Source organism: Pseudomonas brassicacearum (assembly GCF_918698105.1).
Taxonomy (GTDB): Bacteria; Pseudomonadota; Gammaproteobacteria; order Pseudomonadales; family Pseudomonadaceae; genus Aquipseudomonas; species Aquipseudomonas brassicacearum_F.
In genome coordinates this window covers 1-21,198 of the sequence record NZ_CAKKMI010000094.1, presented here as the reverse complement: position 1 = coordinate 21,198, position 21,198 = coordinate 1, and the positions used below count along the sequence as shown (strand labels likewise).

The following is a 21,198-nucleotide window of genomic DNA, read 5'->3' as shown; positions in this document are numbered from 1 at the left end:
GAAGGCGACCCGGTTCAACTGCAAGACCGTGTCATCGTTCATCGCGAGCAAGCTCGGCTCCCACAGGGACTGCTTCCACAGTTGGGTGCCCAGTGGATATCCGAGCGGGAGCTACCGCCTTATTGCATGTTGATGATCACTTCTTCCTGCCACTTCTGCGGCAGCGCCTTGGAAGTCTTCTCCCAAGCATCCGCGTCCTTGATCGGGGTCACGCCTTTGTACTGCTCGTTCGGCAGCAGCTTGGCCTGGACCTCTGCCGGCAGGGTCAGGTGCTCGGCGCGGATCGGACGGGCGTTGCCCTTGGCCAGGTTGATCTGGCCAGCGTCGCTGAAGATGTACTCACGGGCCAGCTTGGCGGCGTTCGGGTGCTTGGCGTATTTGTTGATAATGGTGGTGTAGCCGGAGATGACCGAGCCGTCGGACGGAATCAGCACGACGTAGTCATCCGGGTTGGCCATCTTGGCCTTGTAGCTCAGGCCGTTGAAATCCCAGACCACGCCGACTTCGACTTCACCTTTTTCCATCGTGGCGATGGTCGGGTTGGCCATGGACAGGCGCCCTTGCTTGGCGATTTCGGCGAACATCAACAGCGCCGGCTGAACGTTCTTCTCGTCGCCGCCGTTGGCCAGGGCCGCGGCCAGCACGCCGTTGGCGGCTTGGGCGGCGGTGCTCACGTCACCGATGGAGACTTTGTATTTGCCGGTCTTGAGGTCCGCCCATTTGGTCGGCACTTCGGAGCCGTGCAGCAGCTTTTTGTTGACGATGAACGCGATGGTGCCGGTGTAGGCCAATGCCCAGTTGCCGTCCTTGTCCTTGGCCCAGGCAGGGACTTGTTCCCAGGTGCTTGGCTTGTAGGGTTGGACCACGCCCTGCTTGACCGCGATCGGGCCGAACGCCGCACCGACGTCGCCGATGTCGGCGCTGGCGTTGTCTTTTTCGGCGGCGAACTTGGCGATTTCCTGGGCCGAGCTCATGTCGGTGTCGATGTGTTTCAGGCCGTAGACCTTGGCCAGGTCGTCCCAGGTACCTTTCCAGTTTGCCCAGTCATCGGGCATGCCGACGCTGTTCACGGCGCCTTCCGCTTTCGCAGCGGCTTCCAACGTTTTCAGATCGGTGTCAGCGGCCATGGCGGCGGTGCACATGGCAATGGTCGAGCCTAACAGTGATGCCAGGAAAAGCTGTTTCATCCGAAGCTCCTATGGGCGTTTTCAACGCTGCGATTGCGGTTGTGTTGGTCTAGGTCAGCAATACCTGAGCCAATGTAGGCGAGCCCTGTGACATTTTGATGTCGGTGTTGGAGGGTCCAGGAAATGCCCGGCTCGTGGAGGTTGGCTGCGAATTAAGCGTAGACCATGGTTAAACAACTGATCTGCAAGGACTTGGCCGTTAATTTGCACGCTTGCAAAACGACCGTTCGGCGGCTCTGTCATCTGCCAGTCATGTGCAGTGCCTAGGCTTGCTGGACCAAGAAGCGGATCGATGGACCGTCGATCCTGCCCCGAAACAGTGCTGGTCTAGTCCAGATAGGTAACGTTGATGCGCATCGATGCAACCAAAGCGGTGACAGCCATCGGACAGGTCCTGCAAGAGCAGCTCGACCACGGGTTGCTGGCACCGGGTAGCAAGTTGCCGGCCGAGCGCAAGCTCAGTGAGTTGTTCGGGACCACGCGCATTACCGTGCGTGAGGCGTTGTTGCAGCTCGAAGCCCAGGGGCAGATCTATCGGGAGGAGCGTCGGGGCTGGTTCGTTTCGCCGCCGCGCCTGGCCTACAACCTGATGCAGCGCAGCCATTTCCACGCCATGGTCGCAGCCCAAGGGCGTGTGCCTTCTACCCAAGTGATCTCGGCGCGCCTGCAACCGGCCTCGGCGGCGGTGTGTGCCTGGTTGCAGTTGCCGGCGCTGTCCAGCGTGATCCAGATCTGCCGCGTGCGGCGTATCGACGAGCGGCTGGTGCTGTACGTCGAGCACTACCTGAACCCGCAGTATTTTCCGGACATCCTGGGGTTCGACCTCAACCAGTCCATCACCGAACTGTACGCCCGCCATTACGACCTGCACTACGGCCGGGTGAAGTTTGAAATCGTGCCCACCTCGCTACAGCCGGAAGCGGCGGCGGCATTGAAGGTGTCGGTGGGTAGTCCGGGGCTGCGGATTGCCCGGGTCAACTATGACCAGCATCAGCGGCTGATCGATTGCGACCTGGAGTTCTGGCGACACGATGCGATCCATGTCGGCGTCGACGTGCCGGAGCAACCGCCTGCCGCCTGAGGTGGTGTCAGGCCGACTCGTTGAGCTTGGCCAGGATGCGGAACAACACCGTGACGAGGATCAGTAACATGCCGATCCACATGGCAAAGACCCCGACGTTCTTGTCACGGAAGTTGAAGCCGATGGCCAGCAGGATCATGCCGGCAATGATGGGCACCAGCATGGCGTTGAACGAAGACATCGAGATCATGGCGACGGCCTTGTCGGGGAAGGATAAGGTCAGTCTAGTTGGGGTTTGGCTGGGGTGGGATGATGTATGTCATGGCCTCCTCGGATCTTGAGGCGGACATCATTGTGGCGAGGGAGCTTGCTCCCGCTGGGTTCTGTAGGAGCTGGCGAAGCCTGCGATCTTTTGATCTTTCGCTTGGGGTTCAAGTGGTTGGGAAAGAAGATCGCAGCCTCGTTGCACTCGACAGCTCCTACACAGCTCCTACAGCCTAGTGTGGTTATGGCAACTCGCGAGAAGCGTAGAACGCGCTCAGCACCTTCACCAGATGCGCCAGGTCATGGCTGCCGCACAGTTCGCGGATCGAGTGCATGGCGAAGGTCGGCAGGCCGATGTCCACGGTGCGCACGCCCAGCTGGCTGGCGGTGATCGGGCCGATGGTCGAGCCACAGCCCATGTCGCTGCGCACCACGAAGCTCTGCACCGGCACTTCTTCGGCCATGCACAGGTGGCGGAAGAACCCGGCGGTTTCGCTGTTGGTGGCGTAGCGCTGGTTGCTGTTGACCTTGATCACCGGCCCGGCGTTGAGCTTGGGGCCGTGGTTGGCGTCGTGCTTGTCGGCATAGTTGGGGTGCACGCCGTGGGCGTTGTCCGCCGACACCAGCAGGGATTTCTGAATGGTTCGGACGAACGCTTCACCTTCGGGTAGCAGGCGACGCAGGGTCTGTTCCAGCATCGGGCCGTCGGCGCCACAGGCCGAGCACGAGCCGACTTCTTCGTGATCGTTGCACACCAGCACGCAGGTTTCTTCGGTGTCAGCGTTCAGCAAGGCTTGCAGACCGGCGTAGCACGACAGCAGGTTGTCCAGGCGCGCACCGGCGATGAAATCACCGTGCAGGCCAATGACCGCAGCGCTTTGCGTGTCGTAGAAACTCAACTCGTAATCGAGTACCACGTCGGCATTCAGGCCGTGTTCGCGGGCCAGTTGATCGGTGAGCACGGCACGGAAATCGACACGCTCATCCCCGGCGAACTGGGCGAGGATCGGCGGCAATTCATTCTGCGGGTTGATGGCCCAGCCTTGGTTGGCTTCACGATTGAGGTGAATGGCCAGGTTCGGAATCGTGGCGATCGGTGCCTTGAAATCGATCAACTGGCTTTCAACCTTGCCGTCCCGGCGGAAGGTCACGCGCCCGGCCAGGGACAGGTCGCGGTCGAACCACGGCGCCAGCAATGCGCCGCCGTAGACTTCCACGCCCAGTTGCCAGAACCCGTGGCGTTGCAGTTCCGGCTGCGGCTTGACCCGCAGGCAGGGGCTGTCGGTGTGAGCGCCGACCAGGCGGATGCCGTCGTGCAACGGTGAGTTGCGGCCGAGCTTGAAGGCGATGATCGAGGAGTCGTTGCGCGTGACGTAATAGCGACCGTTGGCCTCGGTGGCCCAGGTCTCGCGTTCGTCTAGACGCTGATAGCCTGCCGCCTCCAGGCGCTTGGCAAGGCTGGCGGTGGCATGGAATGGGGTAGGGGAGGCCTTGAGGAAGTCGATCAGGCCCTGGTTCAACTCTGCGCGCATAAGTAACTCCAGACAGCAATGGGCGGCAGTTTACCCCATCGACCGCCTGCATTGCAGGCCCAATCCCCCGTCTCGGATTGTTCGGCAGCCCGCTGTTTTGATTAGCCCAGGGTCGTGATCCGCTTGCGCAAGTGCTCCATGATCCAGGGCTTGTCTTGCGCCTTGGGCGGTTCTGGCAAGCACTGCGGCCAGTGCTCCAGTTGGCCGAACAGCTCTTGCCGGCGCTCCGGGTCCAGGCGAAGAATCTCCCGCGCTGCCGAATCCCACCAGTGGTGCCGGCAAAGGTTGTAGTAAGGATGCTCCGGCGCCGCGCTGCCATACAGCAGGTCGCGACCGATCTTGTAGAAAGTGCCGCGTTGGTGGCGCAATTTCCATTTGATCTTCAGGCGCCGCCAGGCCGAGGGGAAAGGCCGGGTGCGCGGTACGTCATGGCAGCGCTCAACCAACTGCGTACTGAACGCCTCGCCGTGCAAGGCAAAGAAGTGCGCCTGCATGGTGTGGAAGAAGCGTTTTTCGGCGAAATAGTGATAGACGTGCTTGTTGGTTTCGTTAATGGCCTGGTTGCGGAGCGTGAAGGAGATCGCGATCTGTTCGATGGTGTGGATGTCGAAGCCACCTTCGGTCCATTCATCGATCAGTTCGACGGCCTGGGCCAGCAGTGCCGCGTCGCTGTCAGTCACGCCGCACAGCCCACTGTTGTAGAGCTTGAAGCCGTTGTCCGGAGTGATGCCGTGGCGGCGCAGGCGCGAACCCAGCTTGAGGTAATCCTCGCGCTTGCAGACGTAGTCCCAGTTGTATTCGAAGCTGTCCATCAGGTAACGCCCTGGCTGGATTTGCTTGAACAGCAGGTCGGGATCGGCGAGGAACAGCGTGTCGGTGTCGACGAACAGGGTCTTTTCCGCCAGCTTCAGGCCGGCCGCGATGGCACAGGCCTTGCGCCGGTGAATGTAACCGTTATCGCCTTGCCACTCGCTCAGCCGCTGCGGGCTCAGTGTGAGGGTCTCGACCGGCCAGCCCTGATAATCTTCAGGCCGATCGGTCAGGATCCTGATGGTGGGCAGGGTCGACGGATTGCCGTGGGCGAGGGCGGTCAGGATGCTGAACTTGGCCTCATGGCGATAAACGTCTTTGTCGCCGTAGACCAGGTACAGCAGTTGGTGACGAACTTTTTTGACGGGTGTTTCCGGAAAATCAATAACCTGCATGCCAAGCCTTTATCGAATTTAGAACGGTGCCGGGCACTCGAAGCGCAAGCGCTCGCCGCTTTGCGGATGGGTGAAGCTGAGCATGCTGGCGTGCAGGCACAGGCGTGGCCAGGCGGCGAGGGCCTGCGGGTGGGCGTAGAGCCCGTCGCCCAGCAGCGGGTGACCGATGGACAGCATGTGCACGCGCAATTGGTGCGAGCGCCCGGTGATCGGCGTCAGCTCGACCCGGCACCAGTCACCACGACGTTCCAGGACGCGCCAGAAGGTCAGGGCGTGTTTGCCCTGTTCATGGTCCACCACATGCCGAGGTTTGGTCGGCGGGTCGTAGCGCAAGGGCAGGTCGATGCTGCCGCTGTCCAGTTCCGGTTGGCCCCAGCACAACGCGGTGTAGGCTTTTTCGGTTTCGCGATCATGAAATTGCCGGGACAGTTCGCGATGGGTATCCGGGTCGCGGGCCAACAGGATGATGCCGGAAGTTTCCCAGTCCAGTCGGTGCACGATTCGGGCTTCCGGATAGCCGTTTTCCTGCAGGCGGGTGATCAGGCAGTCTTTGTTATCGTCGGCCCGGCCGGGCACGGAAAGCAACAGGGTCGGCTTGTCGACCACCAGGACGGCGGCGTCCTGATGAATGATGCGGATGTTGGACAGGGGCATTGAAAACAGTCTCGTTACAAACGCCAACGGCGGCTCGGGCCCTTTTTCCTGACCCTGTGGGAGCACCGGGTGAAGAGTTTTGGGCCAGAGCCGCCGTGGCTCCCGCAGGATCTATCAGCGATCCGGCAGGGTGATGTTGAGTTCCAGGATCGAGCAGCTGCCCTGGCTTTCCAGCGCCACATGCACGTCATCGCTACCGATGTTGACGTATTTGCGGATCACTTCCACCAGTTCCTTCTGCAAGGCTGGCAGGTAGTCAGGGGTGCTGCGTTGGCCGCGTTCGTGCGCCACGATGATCTGTAGACGCTCTTTCGCGACCGAGGCGGTACTGGGCTTTTTGTTGGCACGAAAGAAGTCAAAAAGGTTCATTACCTACCTCCAAACAGGCGCTCGAAGAAACCTTTCTTCGTTACATCGAGGAAACGATGCTCCACGGTCTTGCCCAGCAGGCGATCGACGGCATCGCTGTATGCCTGGCCGGCGTCGCTCTGGTCGTCGAGAATCACCGGTACGCCGGAGTTGGAGGCCTTGAGTACCGCTTGGGATTCCGGAATGACACCCAGCAGGGTGACGGCGAGGATTTCCTTGACGTCTTCGACGCCCAGCATTTCGCCATCGCTGACCCGTTGCGGGTTGTAGCGGGTCAGCAGCAGGTGTTCCTTGATCGGTTCTTCGCCCTTCTCGGCGCGACGGGATTTGCTCGCCAGCAGCCCCAGCATGCGGTCGGAGTCACGCACCGACGACACTTCCGGGTTGGTCACGACAATCGCTTCGTCCGCGAAGTACATGGCCAGGTGGGCACCTTTCTCGATACCGGCCGGGGAGTCGCAGACCACGAACTCGAAGTCTTCCTTGAGTTGCATCAGGACTTTTTCCACGCCTTCCTGGGTCAGCGCGTCTTTGTCGCGGGTCTGGCTGGCGGCCAGCACGTAGAGGTTCTCAAGGCGCTTGTCCTTGATCAGGGCTTGTTGCAGGTTCGCTTCGCCATTGACCACGTTGACGAAGTCGTAGACCACGCGACGCTCGCAACCCATGATCAGGTCCAGGTTACGCAGGCCGACGTCGAAGTCGACGATGACTGTCTTGTGGCCGCGCAGAGCGAGGCCGGTACCGATAGCGGCGCTGGTGGTGGTCTTACCCACACCACCCTTGCCGGATGTAACCACGAGAATCTTGGCCAAGGTGTTTCACCCCTAAGGAAAAAGGACTTTTTCAGCCCCTGAAAAACATCTCTGGAAAACCGCTGCAATTGGACAGGCTTGGCTGGAATCGGATGTCGGGCGGGGTCTACCTCCGGTAAACACTGCCTGATCCTTTTTCCTACGTCGTTTAAGCCGTTTTCGCTCGTTTTAGAGATGCTTGGAAAATGCGGCAGTATCCGTTAAAGCCGAATGATGTTCAACACGTCGCCCGACAGGCTGATCTGAACGCCGGCCCCCCACAACGGATCGCGGCGCAAATCCTCGGAGACCTTGTATTGCCCGGCGATGGAGACCAGTTCAGCGCTCAATTGCTGACAGAAGATCCTGGCTTTCGTATCCCCCTTGACGCCGGCCAGCGCGCGACCGCGCATCGGGCCGTATACATGGATGTTGCCATCGGCCAGAAGTTCCGCCCCCGGGCTGACCGAGGACACGATGACCAGATCGCCACCCTGGGCATAAATCTGCTGCCCGCCGCGTACTGGCGAGGTGATGACGCGGGTTGGCTTGATGGTCGGCTCTGGTGGTTTTTCCGGGGCTTTCTTGGCTTCCACCGGGCTCAGTTCCAGCACGCGCTCCCGGGCGCCGGATGGCGGCAGCACCGGAATGTCCACGGCAATGGCGGCGGCAATGTCTTCGATGCGGCTGGCGCGGATCGCCAGGGTGCGCAGGCCGTGCTGGCGACAAACGCGCATCAGGCCTGGCAGGTCCACCGCGCCTTCGCCGGCCGGCAGCTTGTCCAGGGCCAGCACCAGCGGGGCATTGCTGAAGAAATTCGGCGCCTGGGCGACTTTGGCCGCCAACTGCCGGTCAAGGCCTTCCAGGTCGTTGCGGGCCAGCTCCAGCACCGTAATGGCGAGCATGCTGCCCTTCAGCTGGAACACGGGATCTTGGTCTAGCGGTTCGGTTTGGCTCATGGTCGGCGTACAACGGCTTGTCACTAAAAGTGCCGAGACTTATAACGAGATCGTCCGCCAGCCGCAACCCGGGTCGAACAATGTAGAATGCGCGGCCCATGTCCTAATGGAAGCTGTAATGGATCGCCCGCGTTTTCGAGCTGCATTTTTTCATCCGCGTTTCTGGCTGCTGTGGTGCGGCCTGGGCCTGTTGTGGCTGATCGTTCAATTGCCTTATCCGTTGTTGCTGCGGGTCGGTCGCGCATTGGGCGCGCTGATGTATCGAGTCGCCGGCGACCGACGGCGCATCGCCCGTCGCAACCTGGAACTGTGTTTCCCGCAAAAGTCCGCCGCCGAGCGCAAGCGTCTGCTCAAGGAAAACTTTGCCTCCACCGGCATCGCCTTCTTTGAAATGGCCATGAGTTGGTGGTGGTCGCGTTCGCGCCTGGCGAAACTGGCCCATGTCGAAGGGCTGGAGCATCTCAAGCAGGCCCAGCGCGAGGGCAAGGGCGTGATCCTGATGGCGTTGCATTTCACCACCCTGGAAATCGGCGCGGCCTTGCTCGGCCAGCAGCACACCATCGATGGCATGTACCGCGAGCACAAGAACCCGCTGTTCGACTACATCCAGCGCCGCGGCCGCGAGCGGCACAACCTCGACTCCCTGGCCGTGGAGCGTGACGACGTGCGCGGCATGCTCAAGCTGCTGCGGGCCGGGCGGGCGATCTGGTATGCGCCGGACCAGGATTACGGCGCCAAGCAGAGCGTGTTCGTGCCGCTGTTCGGCATCCAGGCCGCGACGGTCACCGCCACCAGCAAGTTCGCCCGCCTGGGCAAGGCGCTGGTGGTGCCGTTCATTCAAGAGCGCCTGGCCGACGGCAGTGGTTATCGCCTGGTGATCCAGGCCCCGCTGACGGATTTCCCGGGCGAGACCGAGGAGGCCGATTGCATCCGCATCAACCAGTGGGTCGAGCAATCGGTGAGCGATTGTCCCGAGCAATACCTTTGGGCCCATCGGCGCTTCAAGAGCCGTCCGCCGGGCGAGCCGAAGCTGTACGACAAACGCGGTTGAGTTGTTTGATATCCCCTTGAGCACGGAGCATTGCGATGACCCCAGCTGAACCGGTTACAGGTTTGATTCTTTCCGGCGGCGGGGCTCGAGCGGCGTATCAGGTGGGCGTACTGGCGGCCATCGCCGAATTGTTGCCGGACGGTGCGGACAACCCGTTCCCGGTGATCGTCGGTACGTCGGCCGGGGCGATCAACGCTGTCAGCCTGGCGAGCGGGGCGATGGACTTCAAGACCGCCATCGAGCGGCTGACTGCGTTCTGGCAAGCGGTGCGCAGCCATCAGGTGATGCGCAGCGACTGGTGGGGCGTGATCGCCCAGGCGACGCGTTTCATCACCCACAGCCTGTTGGGCCTGGGGGCCAAGTTGCCGGTGGCGCTGATCGACAGTTCGCCATTGCGCGAACTACTCCAGGCCCAATTTCACGCTTCGGGCATCGAACAGGCCATCGTCGAGCAGCAACTGCGCGCGGTGGCGGTGACGGCATTCGGTTATGAATCCGGCCAGGCCGTTACCTTCTACCAGGGGCGCGGGACCATCGATGCCTGGCTGCGCCATCGACGTATCGGGGTGCCGACGCAGTTATCGGTGGAGCACCTGTTGGCCAGCTCGGCGATTCCGTTGCTGTTCGCGCCGGTCAGGATCGGCCCGCAGTATTTCGGTGACGGCGCGGTGCGGCAATCGGCGCCCATCAGCCCGGCCTTGCACCTGGGGGCCAATCGGGTGCTGGTGATCGGCGTCAGCGGCAACCCCCGGGGCGCCGGTGGGCAGGATCCCACCGAGCGCAGTTACACCGGCCTGCAACCGACCCTGGCGCAGATCGGCGGCCATATGCTCAACAGCACGTTCATTGACAGCCTGGAAAGCGACATCGAGTTGCTTGAGCGCCTGAACGGGTTCAGTCACCTGCTGCCCGATGACGTACCGGCCCACGCCCTCGGCGCGGCGCCGGTGGATGTGTTGGTGATTTCCCCAAGCCAGCCGATCGACGAAATCGCCGCCCGCCATCGCCAGGAACTGCCCCGTGCGTTGCGGGTATTCTTGCGCGGGCCGGGCGCGACCAAGACCAGCGGTGCGGGGGTGCTGAGTTACCTGTTGTTCGAGGCGGGGTATTGCAGCGAACTGATCGAGCTGGGACGCCAGGATGCGTTGGCGCAGCGTGAGGCATTGAGTCGGTTTTTGGGGTTGTCCTGACTGATGCAAGCAGGTCCACCGCTATCGACGGATCGCCGCCCGGAGCAAGCTCGCTCCCACAAGGGATTGGCGGTGGACGCTAAATCTGGCTTTCACGAAACCAATGTGGGAGCTTGCTCGCGATGACGGCGGCACATTCAACATCAATGCAAGCCGACCCACCGCTATCGACGGATCGCCGCCCGGAGCAAGCTCGCTCCCACAAAGGGATTGTCTGCGATATCGATCCCAGGATCAGAAATGGTACTTCAGCAAGAAGCTGGTATTGCTCTGGTTGGTCTTGAACCCATCGCTGTCTTCGATCCCGTACTTGTTCTTCCAGTAGTCATACTCCACGCCCACATACAACTGCTTGGCGCCGAGCTTCAACGCCTTGCCCAGGTCATATTTGATCTGCGGGTTGATGTGCAGGTTGGCGTGGTAGGTGCCTTTGGCGTTGCTGTCGTTGTCCACCACCCAGTCGATGAAACCGTCGATCAAGAGGTCGGATGAGCCCATGGGGATGGTGTAGGCCCAGGTCGGTGTGATCTGCCAGACGTTATCGCCAGCGCGGGGGCCTTCGGTCTGGCGGTTGTAGAAGTTCAGCTGGAAGTAGTCGAAACCGGGAATCGCCAGGTCGAAACCCGGGCCGATCAGGTAGGACTCGTTGTCGCCTTCGCCGAATTCATACGTCATGGCCAGCAGCACATCCTTGATCGGACCCAGCTCCAGCTTCTGGTCGAAGATCTTGCCGAACGACAGGCGTGGGCTGAACTCACCGTAGTAGGTGTTCGGGCCGGACTGGCTGTCGTCCTGGCCGTTGTAGAAGATCCGATCGAGGAAGAAGAAGTTGTCCCCGTATTTCCAGGCGTCGGCGTGTTCGAAGGTCACGGTTTGCTGGATGCGCGGGTTGACTTGGAAATCCTTGCCATACAGGTAGGTCAGGCTGTTGTTCTGCCACTGGAACAGCTCGTCGGCCATTGCTTGGCCCCCGGCCAACAAGGCGCCTGCGAGTATCAGGCTGGTGCACGTACGTTTCATTCGGTTTGCTCCCAAAGGTAAGTGGTACCGCTTTTTTTCGGGTCAGCGCTCTGGTGTGGCGCCTTTTTTCTACGGATAAAAAACATCCGTTCGGTCAGCTTTTCGCTTGTGGCCAGTGCTGATAGCAAGAGCTGAGCCAAGCCCGGGGGAAACCCGGAAAAGACTCATCCAGCTGTTTGGAACAGTCGAAAAGGTGTGTTCGAAAGGGCGCTTATTCTATCCGCCAGCGCCGGGATAAGTTGGCGGGCCGGTCAGGATCAGAGAGGGTTTTTGTGTCGGCCGGTTTCGAACGGCCGCGCAGGATACGGGCTCGCCTTGAGGGGCTCAAGTGCCCTGCAACGGCGCATCCGTGGCGAATTTGGGGCGTGCTGGCGGGACTGGATCATCAGGTGCTTTCCTCTTGTTTTTATTGTTGAGGCGCAGGCAGTCGCTGACGGGCGACCGGGGTGAACCGGTCGGCCTGTCAGCGGTATGACGTGTGACGTTAGGTGCGCGAGGCTCAGTTGGTCCGTGCGCCCTGGTTGATCCACGCGCCGATCAGATCGCGTTCCTGCTGGGTCATCTGGGTGATGTTGCCCAAGGGCATGATCTGGCTGGTCACGGCCTGGGCCTGGATGCGCGTGGCCTGTTGCTGGATCTGCTCTGGCGTATCGAACATCACCCCACCCGGCGCGGCGCTGAACAACGGGCTGGTGGGCTTGGCCGAATGGCAGACCGAGCAGCGTTCCTGGATCACGCTGTGGACCTTCTCGAACGAAGGGCCCTGGGCGTTGGCGGCCTGGGTGGGCGCCGCTGTCGGTGCAGCCGGGGCCGTCGCCGGTTTTGCGCCACCGCCCACTGCGGTTTCCGGCAGCGGTTGGTACTCGATGGCAGCGGGCGCCTTGGCCACGTCGGGTGTGCTGGAAATGGGCTTGGGACCGGTGACATAAGCCAGGCAGATCATCGCCAGGGCACCGACCGGCAGCGTCCAGGCAAACCGGTTGCTGTCATGGCGCGTGTTGAAGTAGTGGCGCACCAACACCGCCGCCACGGCGATCCCGGCCAGGATCAGCCAGTTGTACTGGCTGCCGTAGGTGCTCGGGAAATGGTTGCTGATCATGATGAACAGCACCGGCAAGGTGAAGTAGTTGTTGTGACGCGAACGCAACAAACCCTTGGCCGGCAGTGCAGGATCGGGCGTGCGGTTCTCGGCGATGGCCGCCACTAGCGCACGCTGGGCCGGCATGATGATGCGAAACACGTTGCCGACCATGATCGTCCCGATGACCGCCCCGACATGCAGGTAGGCACCGCGACCGCTGAACACCTTGCTGAACCCGTAGGCCGCGGCGATCAACAGCACGAACAGAATCACGCCGAGCAGGGCAGGGCGCTTGCCCAGGGCCGAGTCGCAGAGGAAGGAATAAACGAACCAGCCGACGAGCAACGAACCCAGACCCAGGGCGACGCCTTCGGGGCCGCTCAGGCTGCTGCCGGGAGCCAGCAGGTAGACGCTCGGGTTCCAATAGAACACCACGCACAACAGCGCGATGCCCGACATCCAGGTGAAGTAGGCTTCCCACTTGAACCAGTGCAGGTTGTCCGGCATGGAGGGAGGCGCGAGTTTGTATTTTTCCAGGTGGTAGATGCCGCCACCATGGATGGCCCACAGGTCGCCGGCCAGGCCACTCCTGGGGTTGACGCGATTGAGGTTGTTTTCCAGCCAGACAAAGTAGAACGACGCGCCGATCCAGGCCACGCCAGTGATCATGTGAACCCAGCGCACGCTCAGGTTCAGCCATTCCAGCATATGTGCTTCCACAGTCTTTACCTCTCGCCCGTCACGCTTGTCTTCGCGTGATCGGACCTTCTCTTATTGGTGGGGGGCGAGGATCAAACACTCATCCTCTTGGAAAAAATGCTCATCGCAGTTGTTGCCTGTGCCACTGCGATCAACCACCAGGAAGTCATCCCGCTTTTCGATCGTCAGCACCGGGTGGTGCCAAACGCCGCGATGGTAATTAATGCCCTGCCTGCCGTTGGTGACGAAGGCGCGGACCAAGCCTGATACAGGTGCATCGCCAAGTGGCGCGACCACGATCAGAAAGGGGTTGCCGAGCAGCGGAATGAACGCCTGGCTGCCCAGCGGATGGCGCTCCAGCATGCGCACGGTCAGCGGCATGTCCAGCGCGTCGGCGCGGAAGATGCTGATGATCGCCTTGTCGTCCGGCGTGGCGGTTTCCACCGTCGCCAGGCGATGGAAGCGCATGGTCGAACCGTTGTTGATCATGAAGTGATCGCTGCCGTCGGTTTCGATCACGTCACCGAACGGGGCGAAGGCTTCTTTGGTCAACGGTTCGATCTTGAGTGTGCGCATGCTGGTCTTCTTACCTTGAATTCTGTGTTGTTTGTTGTGCCGCGATCGCGAGCAAGCTCGCTCCCACATTTGAAATGCATTCCCCTGTGGGAGCGAGCTCGCTCGCGATTCGGGTTCACCCTTATTTCGACACCTTGCCCAGCACCCGCAGGCGACTCACGCCACCATCCGGGAACACATTCAGGCGGATGTGGGTGACCGGCCCCAGGGCCTTGATCTGCTCGGCGAAGGTGTGTTCGGCGTGCATTTCCAGCTTCTGGCTGGGCAACAGTTCACGCCAGAACAGCGATTGGGTTTCGATCTGGCTGTCGGTGCCGCCCTTGACGAACGCGCCCTGGATCGAGCAACTGTCGGGATAGTTGCCCTTGAAGTGCAGGGTGTCGACGATGACTTTCTCCACCTCGCCAGCATGGCCCAGGGCGACGATCACCCAGTCATTGCCCGGGGTACGGCGACGGGCGGTTTCCCAGCCGTCGCCCATGTTGACGCCACGACCCGGGTTGAGAATGTTGCTCATACGGCCGAAGTGTTCGTCGGAGCAGGCCAGGGCACGGCCACCATTGAGGGCGGCAGCCAGGTCGATCTGTTCATTGTCGCCCACGGCCGACCAGTCGCGGTACGGAATGCCATAGACCCGCAACCGGGCCACGCCGCCATCGGGGTAGATGTTGAAGCGCAGGTGGCTGAAGGCCTGGTCGTTGCTGATTTCGTGGTAGTGGTGGCTGTTGCCTTGCAACTCGACGGCCGACAGCACTTCAGTCCACTGGGTGTTTTCGTCTGGTTCGCCTTCGCTCAGGAAGCAGGCTTCCAGGGAGGCCGACGGTGGGTAGTTACCGGTGAAGAATGAGGTGTCGATGTCCACGCCTTTGATTGAGCCGGCCACACCCAGGCGGATCACTGCGCTGTCGTAGCCTTCGAAGCGCTTGCGCCGCGATTCCCAGCCGTCCATCCACTTGCCGTTGTCATCGAACACGCCCTCTTTCCACACGGCCGGGGTCGGTTGGAACAGACGGTTGGCGTCGGCGAACCAGTCATCGGTGACCGAGATGATCTTGGTGCCGAGGCGGGCGTCGGCCAGGTTGACGAACTTCTCGAAAGGTACGGCGTAAGCTTTCATTCTTCTTGTCTGCCTTTAAATAAGTTGGCTGGGGATGCTTGCAGGATCCTGGGGCTCAGGACTGCTCGCTAAAGGGTCAGTAATCGGAACAACGCGATCTTGTTGATCTCTGCCAGCGCGCATTTGAATTCGGTGTCTACCGAGTGATGGATGCGTGTTTCGAACGCCGCGAGGATCTGATGCCGGTTGCTGCCTTTTACCGCCATGATGAAGGGAAACTTGAACTTGGCCTTGTAGGCGTCGTTCAGCTCGGTGAAGCGCTGAAACTCATCGCTCGAGCATTGGTGAATACCGGCGCCGGCCTGTTCGTTCGTGCTGGCTTCGGTCAGTTGGCCCTGGACGGCGGCTTTGCCGGCCAGGTCCGGGTGAGCGTTGATCAGGGCCAGTTGGCTGGCGTGATCGGCACTCAACAGGATGTCGCTCATGCGCTGGTGCAGGGTTTCGATCTGGTCGATCGACGGGTCCTGGCCCAGGTCAAAAGCCTTTTCGGCGACCCATGGCGAATGTTCGTAGATATCGGCAAAAGCCCGGACGAAGGCTTCGCGGCTCAAGGTGGAAGGATTGAGGGTCTGGAAGGCTGTCATTTCGAAGCTCCTGGTTTCGAAGCTTGCGGGCACGGGTGAGTCTGTTGCCAGTGGCGGGCAATGTCGACACGACGGCTGAACCAGACCTGTTCATGACCCTTGGCATATTCGAGGAAGCGCTTGAGGGACGCGAGGCGGGCAGGGCGGCCGATCAGGCGGCAGTGCAAGCCGATGGAGAGCATCTTGGGGGCTTCGGCGCCTTCGGCATACAGCACGTCGAAGGCGTCCTTGAGGTATTGGAAGAAATCATCGCCCTTGTTGAAACCCTGCACCTGGGTGAAGCGCATGTCGTTGGTGTCGAGGGTGTAGGGGATCACCAGGTGCGGCTTGCCGTTGGGCGTGTTCGGTTCCCAGTAGGGCAGGTCGTCGTCGTAGGTGTCGCTGTCATAGAGGAAACCGCCTTCCTCCATGACCAGCCGGCGGGTATTGGGGCCGGTGCGGCCGGTGTACCAACCCAGCGGACGCTCGCCGGTGATTTCGGTGAGGATGCGGATCGCTTCGAGCATATGCTCGCGCTCCTGGGCCTCATCCATGTATTGGTAGTCGATCCAGCGATAGCCGTGGCTGCAGATTTCGTGACCGGCGGCAACCATGGCGCGGATCACGTCCGGATGGCGCTGGGCGGCCATGGCCACGGCGAAGATGGTCAGCGGGATATCGAATTCCTTGAACAGCTTGAGGACCCGCCAGACCCCGGCACGGCTGCCATACTCGTACAGCGATTCCATGCTCATGTTGCGCTCGCCCTGTAGCGGTTGCGCCGCGACCATCTCCGAGAGGAACGCCTCGGATTCCTTGTCGCCATGCAGGATATTGCGCTCGCCGCCTTCTTCGTAATTGAGCACGAAGGACAGGGCGATGCGGGCATTGCCCGGCCACTGGGGATGGGGAGGGTTACTGCCGTAACCGATCAGGTCGCGTGGGTAGTCAGCGCTCACTGCAGTTTTCCTTCTTGTTCGAACCATATGGGTGGCGCCCTGGCGATGGATCATAGGCTGGCGTCACGACGATGGAGTGATTGTATACAACTTTATGTACGATTTGTAAGCCTGATTTTTTTGCATTTTTCACCGCCGTCCCCGGTTTGTCTACACTGCAAGATACCTGCCCATCTGGTCAATTAATCGGTGTAAGGATAGCGTATCCATTGGTTTGGCTGCGGATTGGGCGGGGATGGTGGTCGGAACGCGCAAGGACGAAATATCTATTTTTTATTGTGTACAATTTTCTTTTAAAGTGTCTTAATTCGTTCATCGCCGTGGCGTTTCGTGCTCCGAAACGGTGCGGCCTGTCTTTCAACTGATTCAGGAGGCGTCAGGCCGGACTGCACTGCAGCGAGGCCCGCACAATCAATGGGACGTTTGACTACTCACGTTTTGGATGCCGCACACGGCTGCCCGGGCAGCTCGATCAAGGTCGAGTTGTACCGTGTGGAAGGTTCGCAACTGCAGCTGGTCGCCAGCGCGCTGACCAACAGCGACGGCCGCTGCGACGCGCCGCTGCTGCAAGGGGATGACTACCGTTCGGGTGTCTATCAGATTCAATTCCATGCCGGCGATTACTACCGCGCCCGTGGTGTCCAGTTGTCCGAGCCGGCGTTCCTGGATGTGGTGGTGCTGCGCTTTGGCATTTCGGCCGAGCAGGATCATTACCACGTGCCCCTGCTGATCTCGCCTTACGCCTATTCCACCTATCGAGGCAGCTGATCCCCCAAGCTGCTGCCTGGTCCTGGAAGCGACTGCGCATGGCGCTTCTTTGGTTTTTCGCCCGCTCACACTGCGGGCTTTTTTTCGTCCATGAAAATAGGGTGTCTGGGAGGGCGCCTTCGCGAGCAAGCCCGCTCCCACACTTGAAATGCGTTCCAATTGTGGGAGCGAGCTTGCTCGCGATGCTTTTGGCGCTTAGCGGCTCAACAGGGAAACCGCCCCCGCACCGCCAAACAATCCGGCACTGACCCGGTTGAACCAGCCCTGGCCCTTACCCGTACGCAGATACCGCGCCGCGCCATGGGCACCAAGGCCGTAGGCCAATTTGCACAGCAGGTCGAGTACGGTCCAGGTGGCGATCATGATCAGCAGTTGCGGCAGGAACGCTTGTTCGGCGCTCAAGAATTGCGGCAGGAACGCGGCGAAGAACAGGATGTCCTTCGGGTTGCTGGCGCCCAATACGAATGCCCGGCCGAAGAGGGCGCGAAAGCGCGGGACGGCGGCGGCCTGGGGCACGTCGGCGCCTCGGGACGGTTGGCGTGATTGCTGCCAGCTCTGCCAGGCCAGGTAAAACAGGTACAGGGCACCGACAATCTTCAGGGCACTGAACAACTGCTCCGACGCCATCAACAACGCACCGAGCCCCAGCGCCGAGGCACTCAGCAAGCAGATCGACGCGATCACGCCACCCAGGAATGCCGGATACGAGCGGCGCAGGCCGTAGTTCAGGCTATTGCCGATCATCAACAACGACAACGGACCGGGGATGAGGATCACCACCAAGGCGGCACCGCTGAACAACAGCCAGGTTTCCAGATTCATTGCTTTGCTCCTGATGTACAAAAGCCTCACCCATTGGGTGAGGCGGGTGAATACGGTGCCGCTTACAAGAAGATGAACTTGGCGATGAAGATCGCGCAGAGCACCCACAGGCTGACGGAGATTTCCTTGTGTTTACCGGTGCCGGCCTTGAGCACCACATAGGTGATGAAACCCAGTGCGATACCGTCGGCGACCGAGAACGTCAGGGGCATCATGATGGCCGTGACGATGGCCGGGATACTGTCAGTCGCTTCGTCCCATTCGATATGGGCCATGCCGCCCATCATCAGCATGGCGACGTAGATCAAGGCCCCGGCCGTGGCGTAGGCCGGGATCATCCCGGCCAGCGGTGCGAAGAACATGGCGGCAATAAATAGCACACCGACGGTCACGGCGGTAAGCCCGGTGCGGCCACCGGCGGCCACACCGGCGGCGCTTTCCACGTAGCTGGTCACCGGCGGCACGCCGACCATGGCGCCGAAAACGCTGGAAGCGCTGTCGGCTTTCAAGGCGCGGGACAGGTTCTCGATCTTGCCATCGGCTTTCACCAGGCCGGCGCGCTGGGCAACGCCCATCAGGGTGCCGGCGGTGTCGAACATGTGCACGAACAGGAAGGCCAGCACCACGCTGATCATGCTGACGTTGAACACACCGGCCACGTCCATCGCCATCCAGGTGGGGGCCAGGCTCGGCGGTGTCGACATGACGCCGTTGTATTGCACCAATCCCAGGCCCCAACCGGCCAGGGTCACGGCGATGATGCTGATCAGGATCGCGCCGAACACGCGGTGATAACTGAGCACGGCGATCATCAGGAAGCACACCGCGGCCAACAATGGGCCGGGCTCACGCAATGAGCCAAGCTTGATCAGGGTGGCGGGGCTGTCGACGATGATCCCGGCGGTTTTCAGGCCGATCAGCCCGAGGAACAACCCGACCCCCGCGCCCATGGCGAACCGCAGGCTCACCGGAATGCTGTTGAGCAACCACTCCCGCACCCGTGACAGGGTCAGGACCATGAACAACACACCGGAAACGAACACCGCGCCCAACGCGGTTTCCCAGTTGTAGCCCATGGTGCCGACCACGGTGTAGGTGAAGAAGGCGTTCAGGCCCATGCCTGGCGCCAGGCCTACCGGCCAGTTGGCGTACAGGCCCATCAACAGGCAACCCAGGGCCGCGGCGATGCAGGTGGCGACGAACGCGGCACCGTGATCGATGCCAGCGTCGGCCATGATGTTGGGGTTGACGAAGATGATGTAGGCCATGGTGATGAAGGTCGTCAGGCCGGCAATCAGCTCGGTCTTCACCGTGGTGCCATGCAAGCTGAGTTTGAAGAGGCGTTCCAGCCAGCCACTGCGTAGTGGCGGCGAGAGGTCCAGCGTCCGGGCTTCGGGTTTGCGGCTTTCCACAGCGAGTACTCCTCAAGAGTCTTATTGTTATTTCCAGCACCGCACACGCCCTGGGGGTGGTTGCGATGCGCTGAGGCAGGTAAGGCTGGCGAAGTATGTTGACCTGTTGGTCAGGAACTCGCACGAAGCGAATTATGCTTTTGTATACAAATAATGCAAATAATGTTTTCTGTGTTGTCGACGAAATGTCGGGCGATAGGGATATATCGCCCAGGTGGACGCTATCGCGAGCAAGCTCGCTCCCACAGTGGACTTTGGTGAAATGCAAGATTGGGGGTCACCCATGAACCCTGTGGGAGCGAGCTTGCTCGCGATAGCGTCGGATCAGACGCCTTCAGTCACTGGATGTCCCCAGCCCCAGATTCACCGCCAACCACCCATTCACCGCCTCCTCCCCAGCCTCGGCAAACACCCGCTCCAGCAATTTCACCTGCTCACGCCGTAATGCCTGCTCGAAGCGCTCGCCCTCGGCCGTCAGTTCCAGCAGTCGCTTGCGCTTGTCGGTCTCGGACGCGACGCTGTTCACCAGGTGCATTTCCATCAGCTGTCGCAACGGCATGTTCAGCGCCTGCTTGCTCACCCCGAGCAGCGCCAGCAGTTCTTTCACGCTCAATGACGGGTAGCGGGCGATGAAAAAAACGATGCGCTGGTGCACCCGGCTCAACCCGCGGCGCTCGAGCATTTCATCGGCCTTGGCGGTAAACGCCTGGTAACCGAAGAAGAACGCTTCCATGGCCATTTGTTGGGAAGTCGGGTTTTTAAGGTCAAGCATATTGACGTATCCACAGAGGTCGGCGTAATTTCGGTCAACCAGTTTGACTCATTCCTCCCGTGCCCCGCTACAGGTGACCTCCATGGCTTTTTCCGAACGTGTCTCGCGCCTCAAAAGTTCTTTGATTCGAGAAATCCTCGCGGCGGCGCAGCGCCCTGAAGTGATGTCGTTCGCTGGCGGCCTGCCGGCCGAAGCCATGCTGCCGAAAGTGGAATGGGCGGCCATGCCGTTGTCCATGGGCCAGTACGGCATGAGCGAAGGCGAACCCGCCCTGCGCGAAGCCCTGGCGGCCCAGGCGCGGGCGCTGGGCGTGGCCTGTGAGGCGAGCCAGGTGCTGGTGGTCAGCGGCTCCCAGCAAACCCTCGACCTGGCGGCCAAGCTGCACATCGACGTCGGCACGCAAGTGATGCTCGAAGCGCCGACGTACCTGGCAGCGTTGCAGATTTTCCAGCTGTTCGGCGCCGACTGCATCACCGTGCCCCTGGAGGCCGACGGCCCGGACCTGAAACAGTTGCGGGCCCGGCTGGAGCAGCATCGGCCCGCGTTTATCTACCTGATCCCGACGTTCCAGAACCCCTCGGCGGTGCGCTACAGCGAAGCCAAGCGCGATGCGGTGGCGGCGCTGTTGGACGAATTTGGCGTGACCCTGATCGAGGACGAACCCTACCGCGAGCTGACGTTCGATGGCGGCAGTGCCACGCCGATTGTCAGTCGCTTGAAGAAGGCCAGTTGGATCTACACCGGCACCGTGTCGAAAACCCTGTTGCCGGGGCTACGGGTGGGCTACCTGATCGCCAGCCCGGATTTGTTCCCGCACCTGTTGCGACTCAAGCAGTCGGCGGACCTGCACACCAATCGCATCGGCCAATGGCAGGCGCTGCAATGGATCGGCACCAAGCAGTACCGCAGCCATTTGAGTGAGTTGAGGGATTTCTACCGGGACCGTCGCGACCGCTTTCAGGCAGCGCTGCAAACGCATTTTTCCGACATCGCGGACTGGAACGTGCCCCAGGGCGGGTTGTTTTTCTGGCTGACCCTCAGGCAACCGCTGGACACCCGCACCTTGCTCCCCGCCGCGCTGGCGGCCGACGTTGCGTTCATGCCGGGGGAGCCGTTCTTTCCAGAGCCCGACCAGCATCCGGGGCACTTGCGCTTGAACTTCAGCCACATCGACCCGGCGCGGTTG

General features: G+C 61.1%; 22 protein-coding genes. 5 read left to right on the top strand and 17 right to left on the bottom strand.

Going from position 1 to position 21,198, the window contains the following annotated elements:
• Positions 1-119 precede the first annotated feature (119 nt).
• Entirely contained in the window at positions 120-1,187 is a 1,068-nt protein-coding gene (locus LQ215_RS25915; protein WP_230153202.1) for an ABC transporter substrate-binding protein, read from the bottom strand.
• A gap of 349 nt (positions 1,188-1,536) precedes the next feature.
• Here LQ215_RS25915 and LQ215_RS25910 point away from each other — a divergent pair, with 349 nt between their 5' ends.
• Positions 1,537-2,268, top strand: coding sequence for a UTRA domain-containing protein (locus LQ215_RS25910; RefSeq protein ID WP_058542335.1), 732 nt, complete (start codon positions 1,537-1,539; stop codon positions 2,266-2,268).
• A 7-nt stretch (positions 2,269-2,275) separates the two neighbouring features.
• Here the strand turns inward: LQ215_RS25910 and LQ215_RS25905 are convergent, their stop codons facing one another.
• The 7 genes from LQ215_RS25905 to minC all read right to left on the bottom strand — a co-directional run bounded on the left by LQ215_RS25905 (position 2,276) and on the right by minC (position 7,982).
• The gene (locus LQ215_RS25905; RefSeq protein WP_058542334.1) at positions 2,276-2,458 is read right to left on the bottom strand and encodes a hypothetical protein; all 183 of its coding nucleotides are present in this window, start codon (positions 2,456-2,458) and stop codon (positions 2,276-2,278) included.
• 256 nt (positions 2,459-2,714) lie between these two features.
• Complete coding sequence (locus tag LQ215_RS25900) at positions 2,715-4,004, bottom strand: M18 family aminopeptidase (protein ID WP_230153201.1); 1,290 nt, start codon at positions 4,002-4,004, stop codon at positions 2,715-2,717.
• Positions 4,005-4,105: 101 nt separating this feature from the next.
• Complete coding sequence (locus LQ215_RS25895) at positions 4,106-5,209, bottom strand: hypothetical protein (RefSeq protein WP_230153200.1); 1,104 nt, start codon at positions 5,207-5,209, stop codon at positions 4,106-4,108.
• An 18-nt stretch (positions 5,210-5,227) separates the two neighbouring features.
• A complete protein-coding gene (locus LQ215_RS25890; RefSeq protein ID WP_230153199.1) occupies positions 5,228-5,863 on the bottom strand; it encodes an RluA family pseudouridine synthase in 636 nt (211 codons plus the stop codon).
• 114 nt (positions 5,864-5,977) lie between these two features.
• Entirely contained in the window at positions 5,978-6,232 is a 255-nt protein-coding gene (gene minE / locus LQ215_RS25885) for a cell division topological specificity factor MinE (RefSeq protein ID WP_003179111.1), read from the bottom strand.
• Positions 6,232-7,044: a septum site-determining protein MinD gene (gene minD / locus LQ215_RS25880; protein WP_003179114.1), complete on the bottom strand. Its 813-nt coding sequence runs from the start codon at positions 7,042-7,044 to the stop codon at positions 6,232-6,234. The genes minE and minD overlap by 1 nt, the downstream gene beginning before the upstream one ends.
• Before the next feature lie 200 nt (positions 7,045-7,244).
• Positions 7,245-7,982, bottom strand: a complete 738-nt coding sequence (gene minC, locus LQ215_RS25875) for a septum site-determining protein MinC (protein WP_003204540.1) — start codon at positions 7,980-7,982, stop codon at positions 7,245-7,247.
• Between the two features lie 118 nt (positions 7,983-8,100).
• On the opposite strand from minC, the gene LQ215_RS25870 reads away from it, so the two are divergent.
• Together LQ215_RS25870 and LQ215_RS25865 are read left to right on the top strand one after the other, a co-directional pair.
• On the top strand, positions 8,101-9,033 hold the full coding sequence (locus LQ215_RS25870) for a lipid A biosynthesis lauroyl acyltransferase (RefSeq protein WP_057452459.1): 933 nt from the start codon (positions 8,101-8,103) through the stop codon (positions 9,031-9,033).
• A 35-nt stretch (positions 9,034-9,068) separates the two neighbouring features.
• Positions 9,069-10,223: a patatin-like phospholipase family protein gene (locus LQ215_RS25865; protein ID WP_230153198.1), complete on the top strand. Its 1,155-nt coding sequence runs from the start codon at positions 9,069-9,071 to the stop codon at positions 10,221-10,223.
• A 234-nt stretch (positions 10,224-10,457) separates the two neighbouring features.
• Here LQ215_RS25865 and LQ215_RS25860 read toward each other — a convergent pair whose 3' ends face one another.
• The 6 genes from LQ215_RS25860 to puuE form a co-directional block, all read right to left on the bottom strand.
• On the bottom strand, positions 10,458-11,243 hold the full coding sequence (locus LQ215_RS25860; RefSeq protein WP_230153197.1) for an outer membrane protein OmpK: 786 nt from the start codon (positions 11,241-11,243) through the stop codon (positions 10,458-10,460).
• A 499-nt stretch (positions 11,244-11,742) separates the two neighbouring features.
• Positions 11,743-13,044: a urate hydroxylase PuuD gene (locus LQ215_RS25855; protein WP_230153196.1), complete on the bottom strand. Its 1,302-nt coding sequence runs from the start codon at positions 13,042-13,044 to the stop codon at positions 11,743-11,745.
• Positions 13,045-13,095: 51 nt separating this feature from the next.
• Positions 13,096-13,599, bottom strand: coding sequence for an ureidoglycolate lyase (locus LQ215_RS25850; protein ID WP_230153195.1), 504 nt, complete (start codon positions 13,597-13,599; stop codon positions 13,096-13,098).
• Between the two features lie 121 nt (positions 13,600-13,720).
• Entirely contained in the window at positions 13,721-14,716 is a 996-nt protein-coding gene (gene alc / locus LQ215_RS25845) for an allantoicase (protein ID WP_230153194.1), read from the bottom strand.
• 68 nt (positions 14,717-14,784) lie between these two features.
• The gene (gene uraD / locus LQ215_RS25840; protein ID WP_230153193.1) at positions 14,785-15,300 is read right to left on the bottom strand and encodes a 2-oxo-4-hydroxy-4-carboxy-5-ureidoimidazoline decarboxylase; all 516 of its coding nucleotides are present in this window, start codon (positions 15,298-15,300) and stop codon (positions 14,785-14,787) included.
• A complete protein-coding gene (gene puuE, locus LQ215_RS25835; protein ID WP_214509625.1) occupies positions 15,297-16,238 on the bottom strand; it encodes an allantoinase PuuE in 942 nt (313 codons plus the stop codon). The genes uraD and puuE overlap by 4 nt, the downstream gene beginning before the upstream one ends.
• Positions 16,239-16,652: 414 nt before the next feature.
• On the opposite strand from puuE, the gene uraH reads away from it, so the two are divergent.
• Positions 16,653-17,006: a hydroxyisourate hydrolase gene (uraH, locus tag LQ215_RS25830; protein ID WP_014339674.1), complete on the top strand. Its 354-nt coding sequence runs from the start codon at positions 16,653-16,655 to the stop codon at positions 17,004-17,006.
• 195 nt (positions 17,007-17,201) lie between these two features.
• Here uraH and LQ215_RS25825 read toward each other — a convergent pair whose 3' ends face one another.
• From LQ215_RS25825 to LQ215_RS25815, 3 genes are all read right to left on the bottom strand, one after another.
• The gene (locus LQ215_RS25825) at positions 17,202-17,828 is read right to left on the bottom strand and encodes a LysE family translocator (protein WP_230153192.1); all 627 of its coding nucleotides are present in this window, start codon (positions 17,826-17,828) and stop codon (positions 17,202-17,204) included.
• Positions 17,829-17,890: 62 nt separating this feature from the next.
• Positions 17,891-19,240, bottom strand: coding sequence for an NCS2 family permease (locus tag LQ215_RS25820; RefSeq protein ID WP_057452452.1), 1,350 nt, complete (start codon positions 19,238-19,240; stop codon positions 17,891-17,893).
• A gap of 334 nt (positions 19,241-19,574) precedes the next feature.
• The gene (locus LQ215_RS25815; protein WP_230153191.1) at positions 19,575-20,012 is read right to left on the bottom strand and encodes a MarR family winged helix-turn-helix transcriptional regulator; all 438 of its coding nucleotides are present in this window, start codon (positions 20,010-20,012) and stop codon (positions 19,575-19,577) included.
• A gap of 82 nt (positions 20,013-20,094) precedes the next feature.
• On the opposite strand from LQ215_RS25815, the gene LQ215_RS25810 reads away from it, so the two are divergent.
• On the top strand, positions 20,095-21,198 hold a 1,104-nt coding region (locus LQ215_RS25810; RefSeq protein ID WP_230153190.1), incomplete at its 3' end, for a PLP-dependent aminotransferase family protein.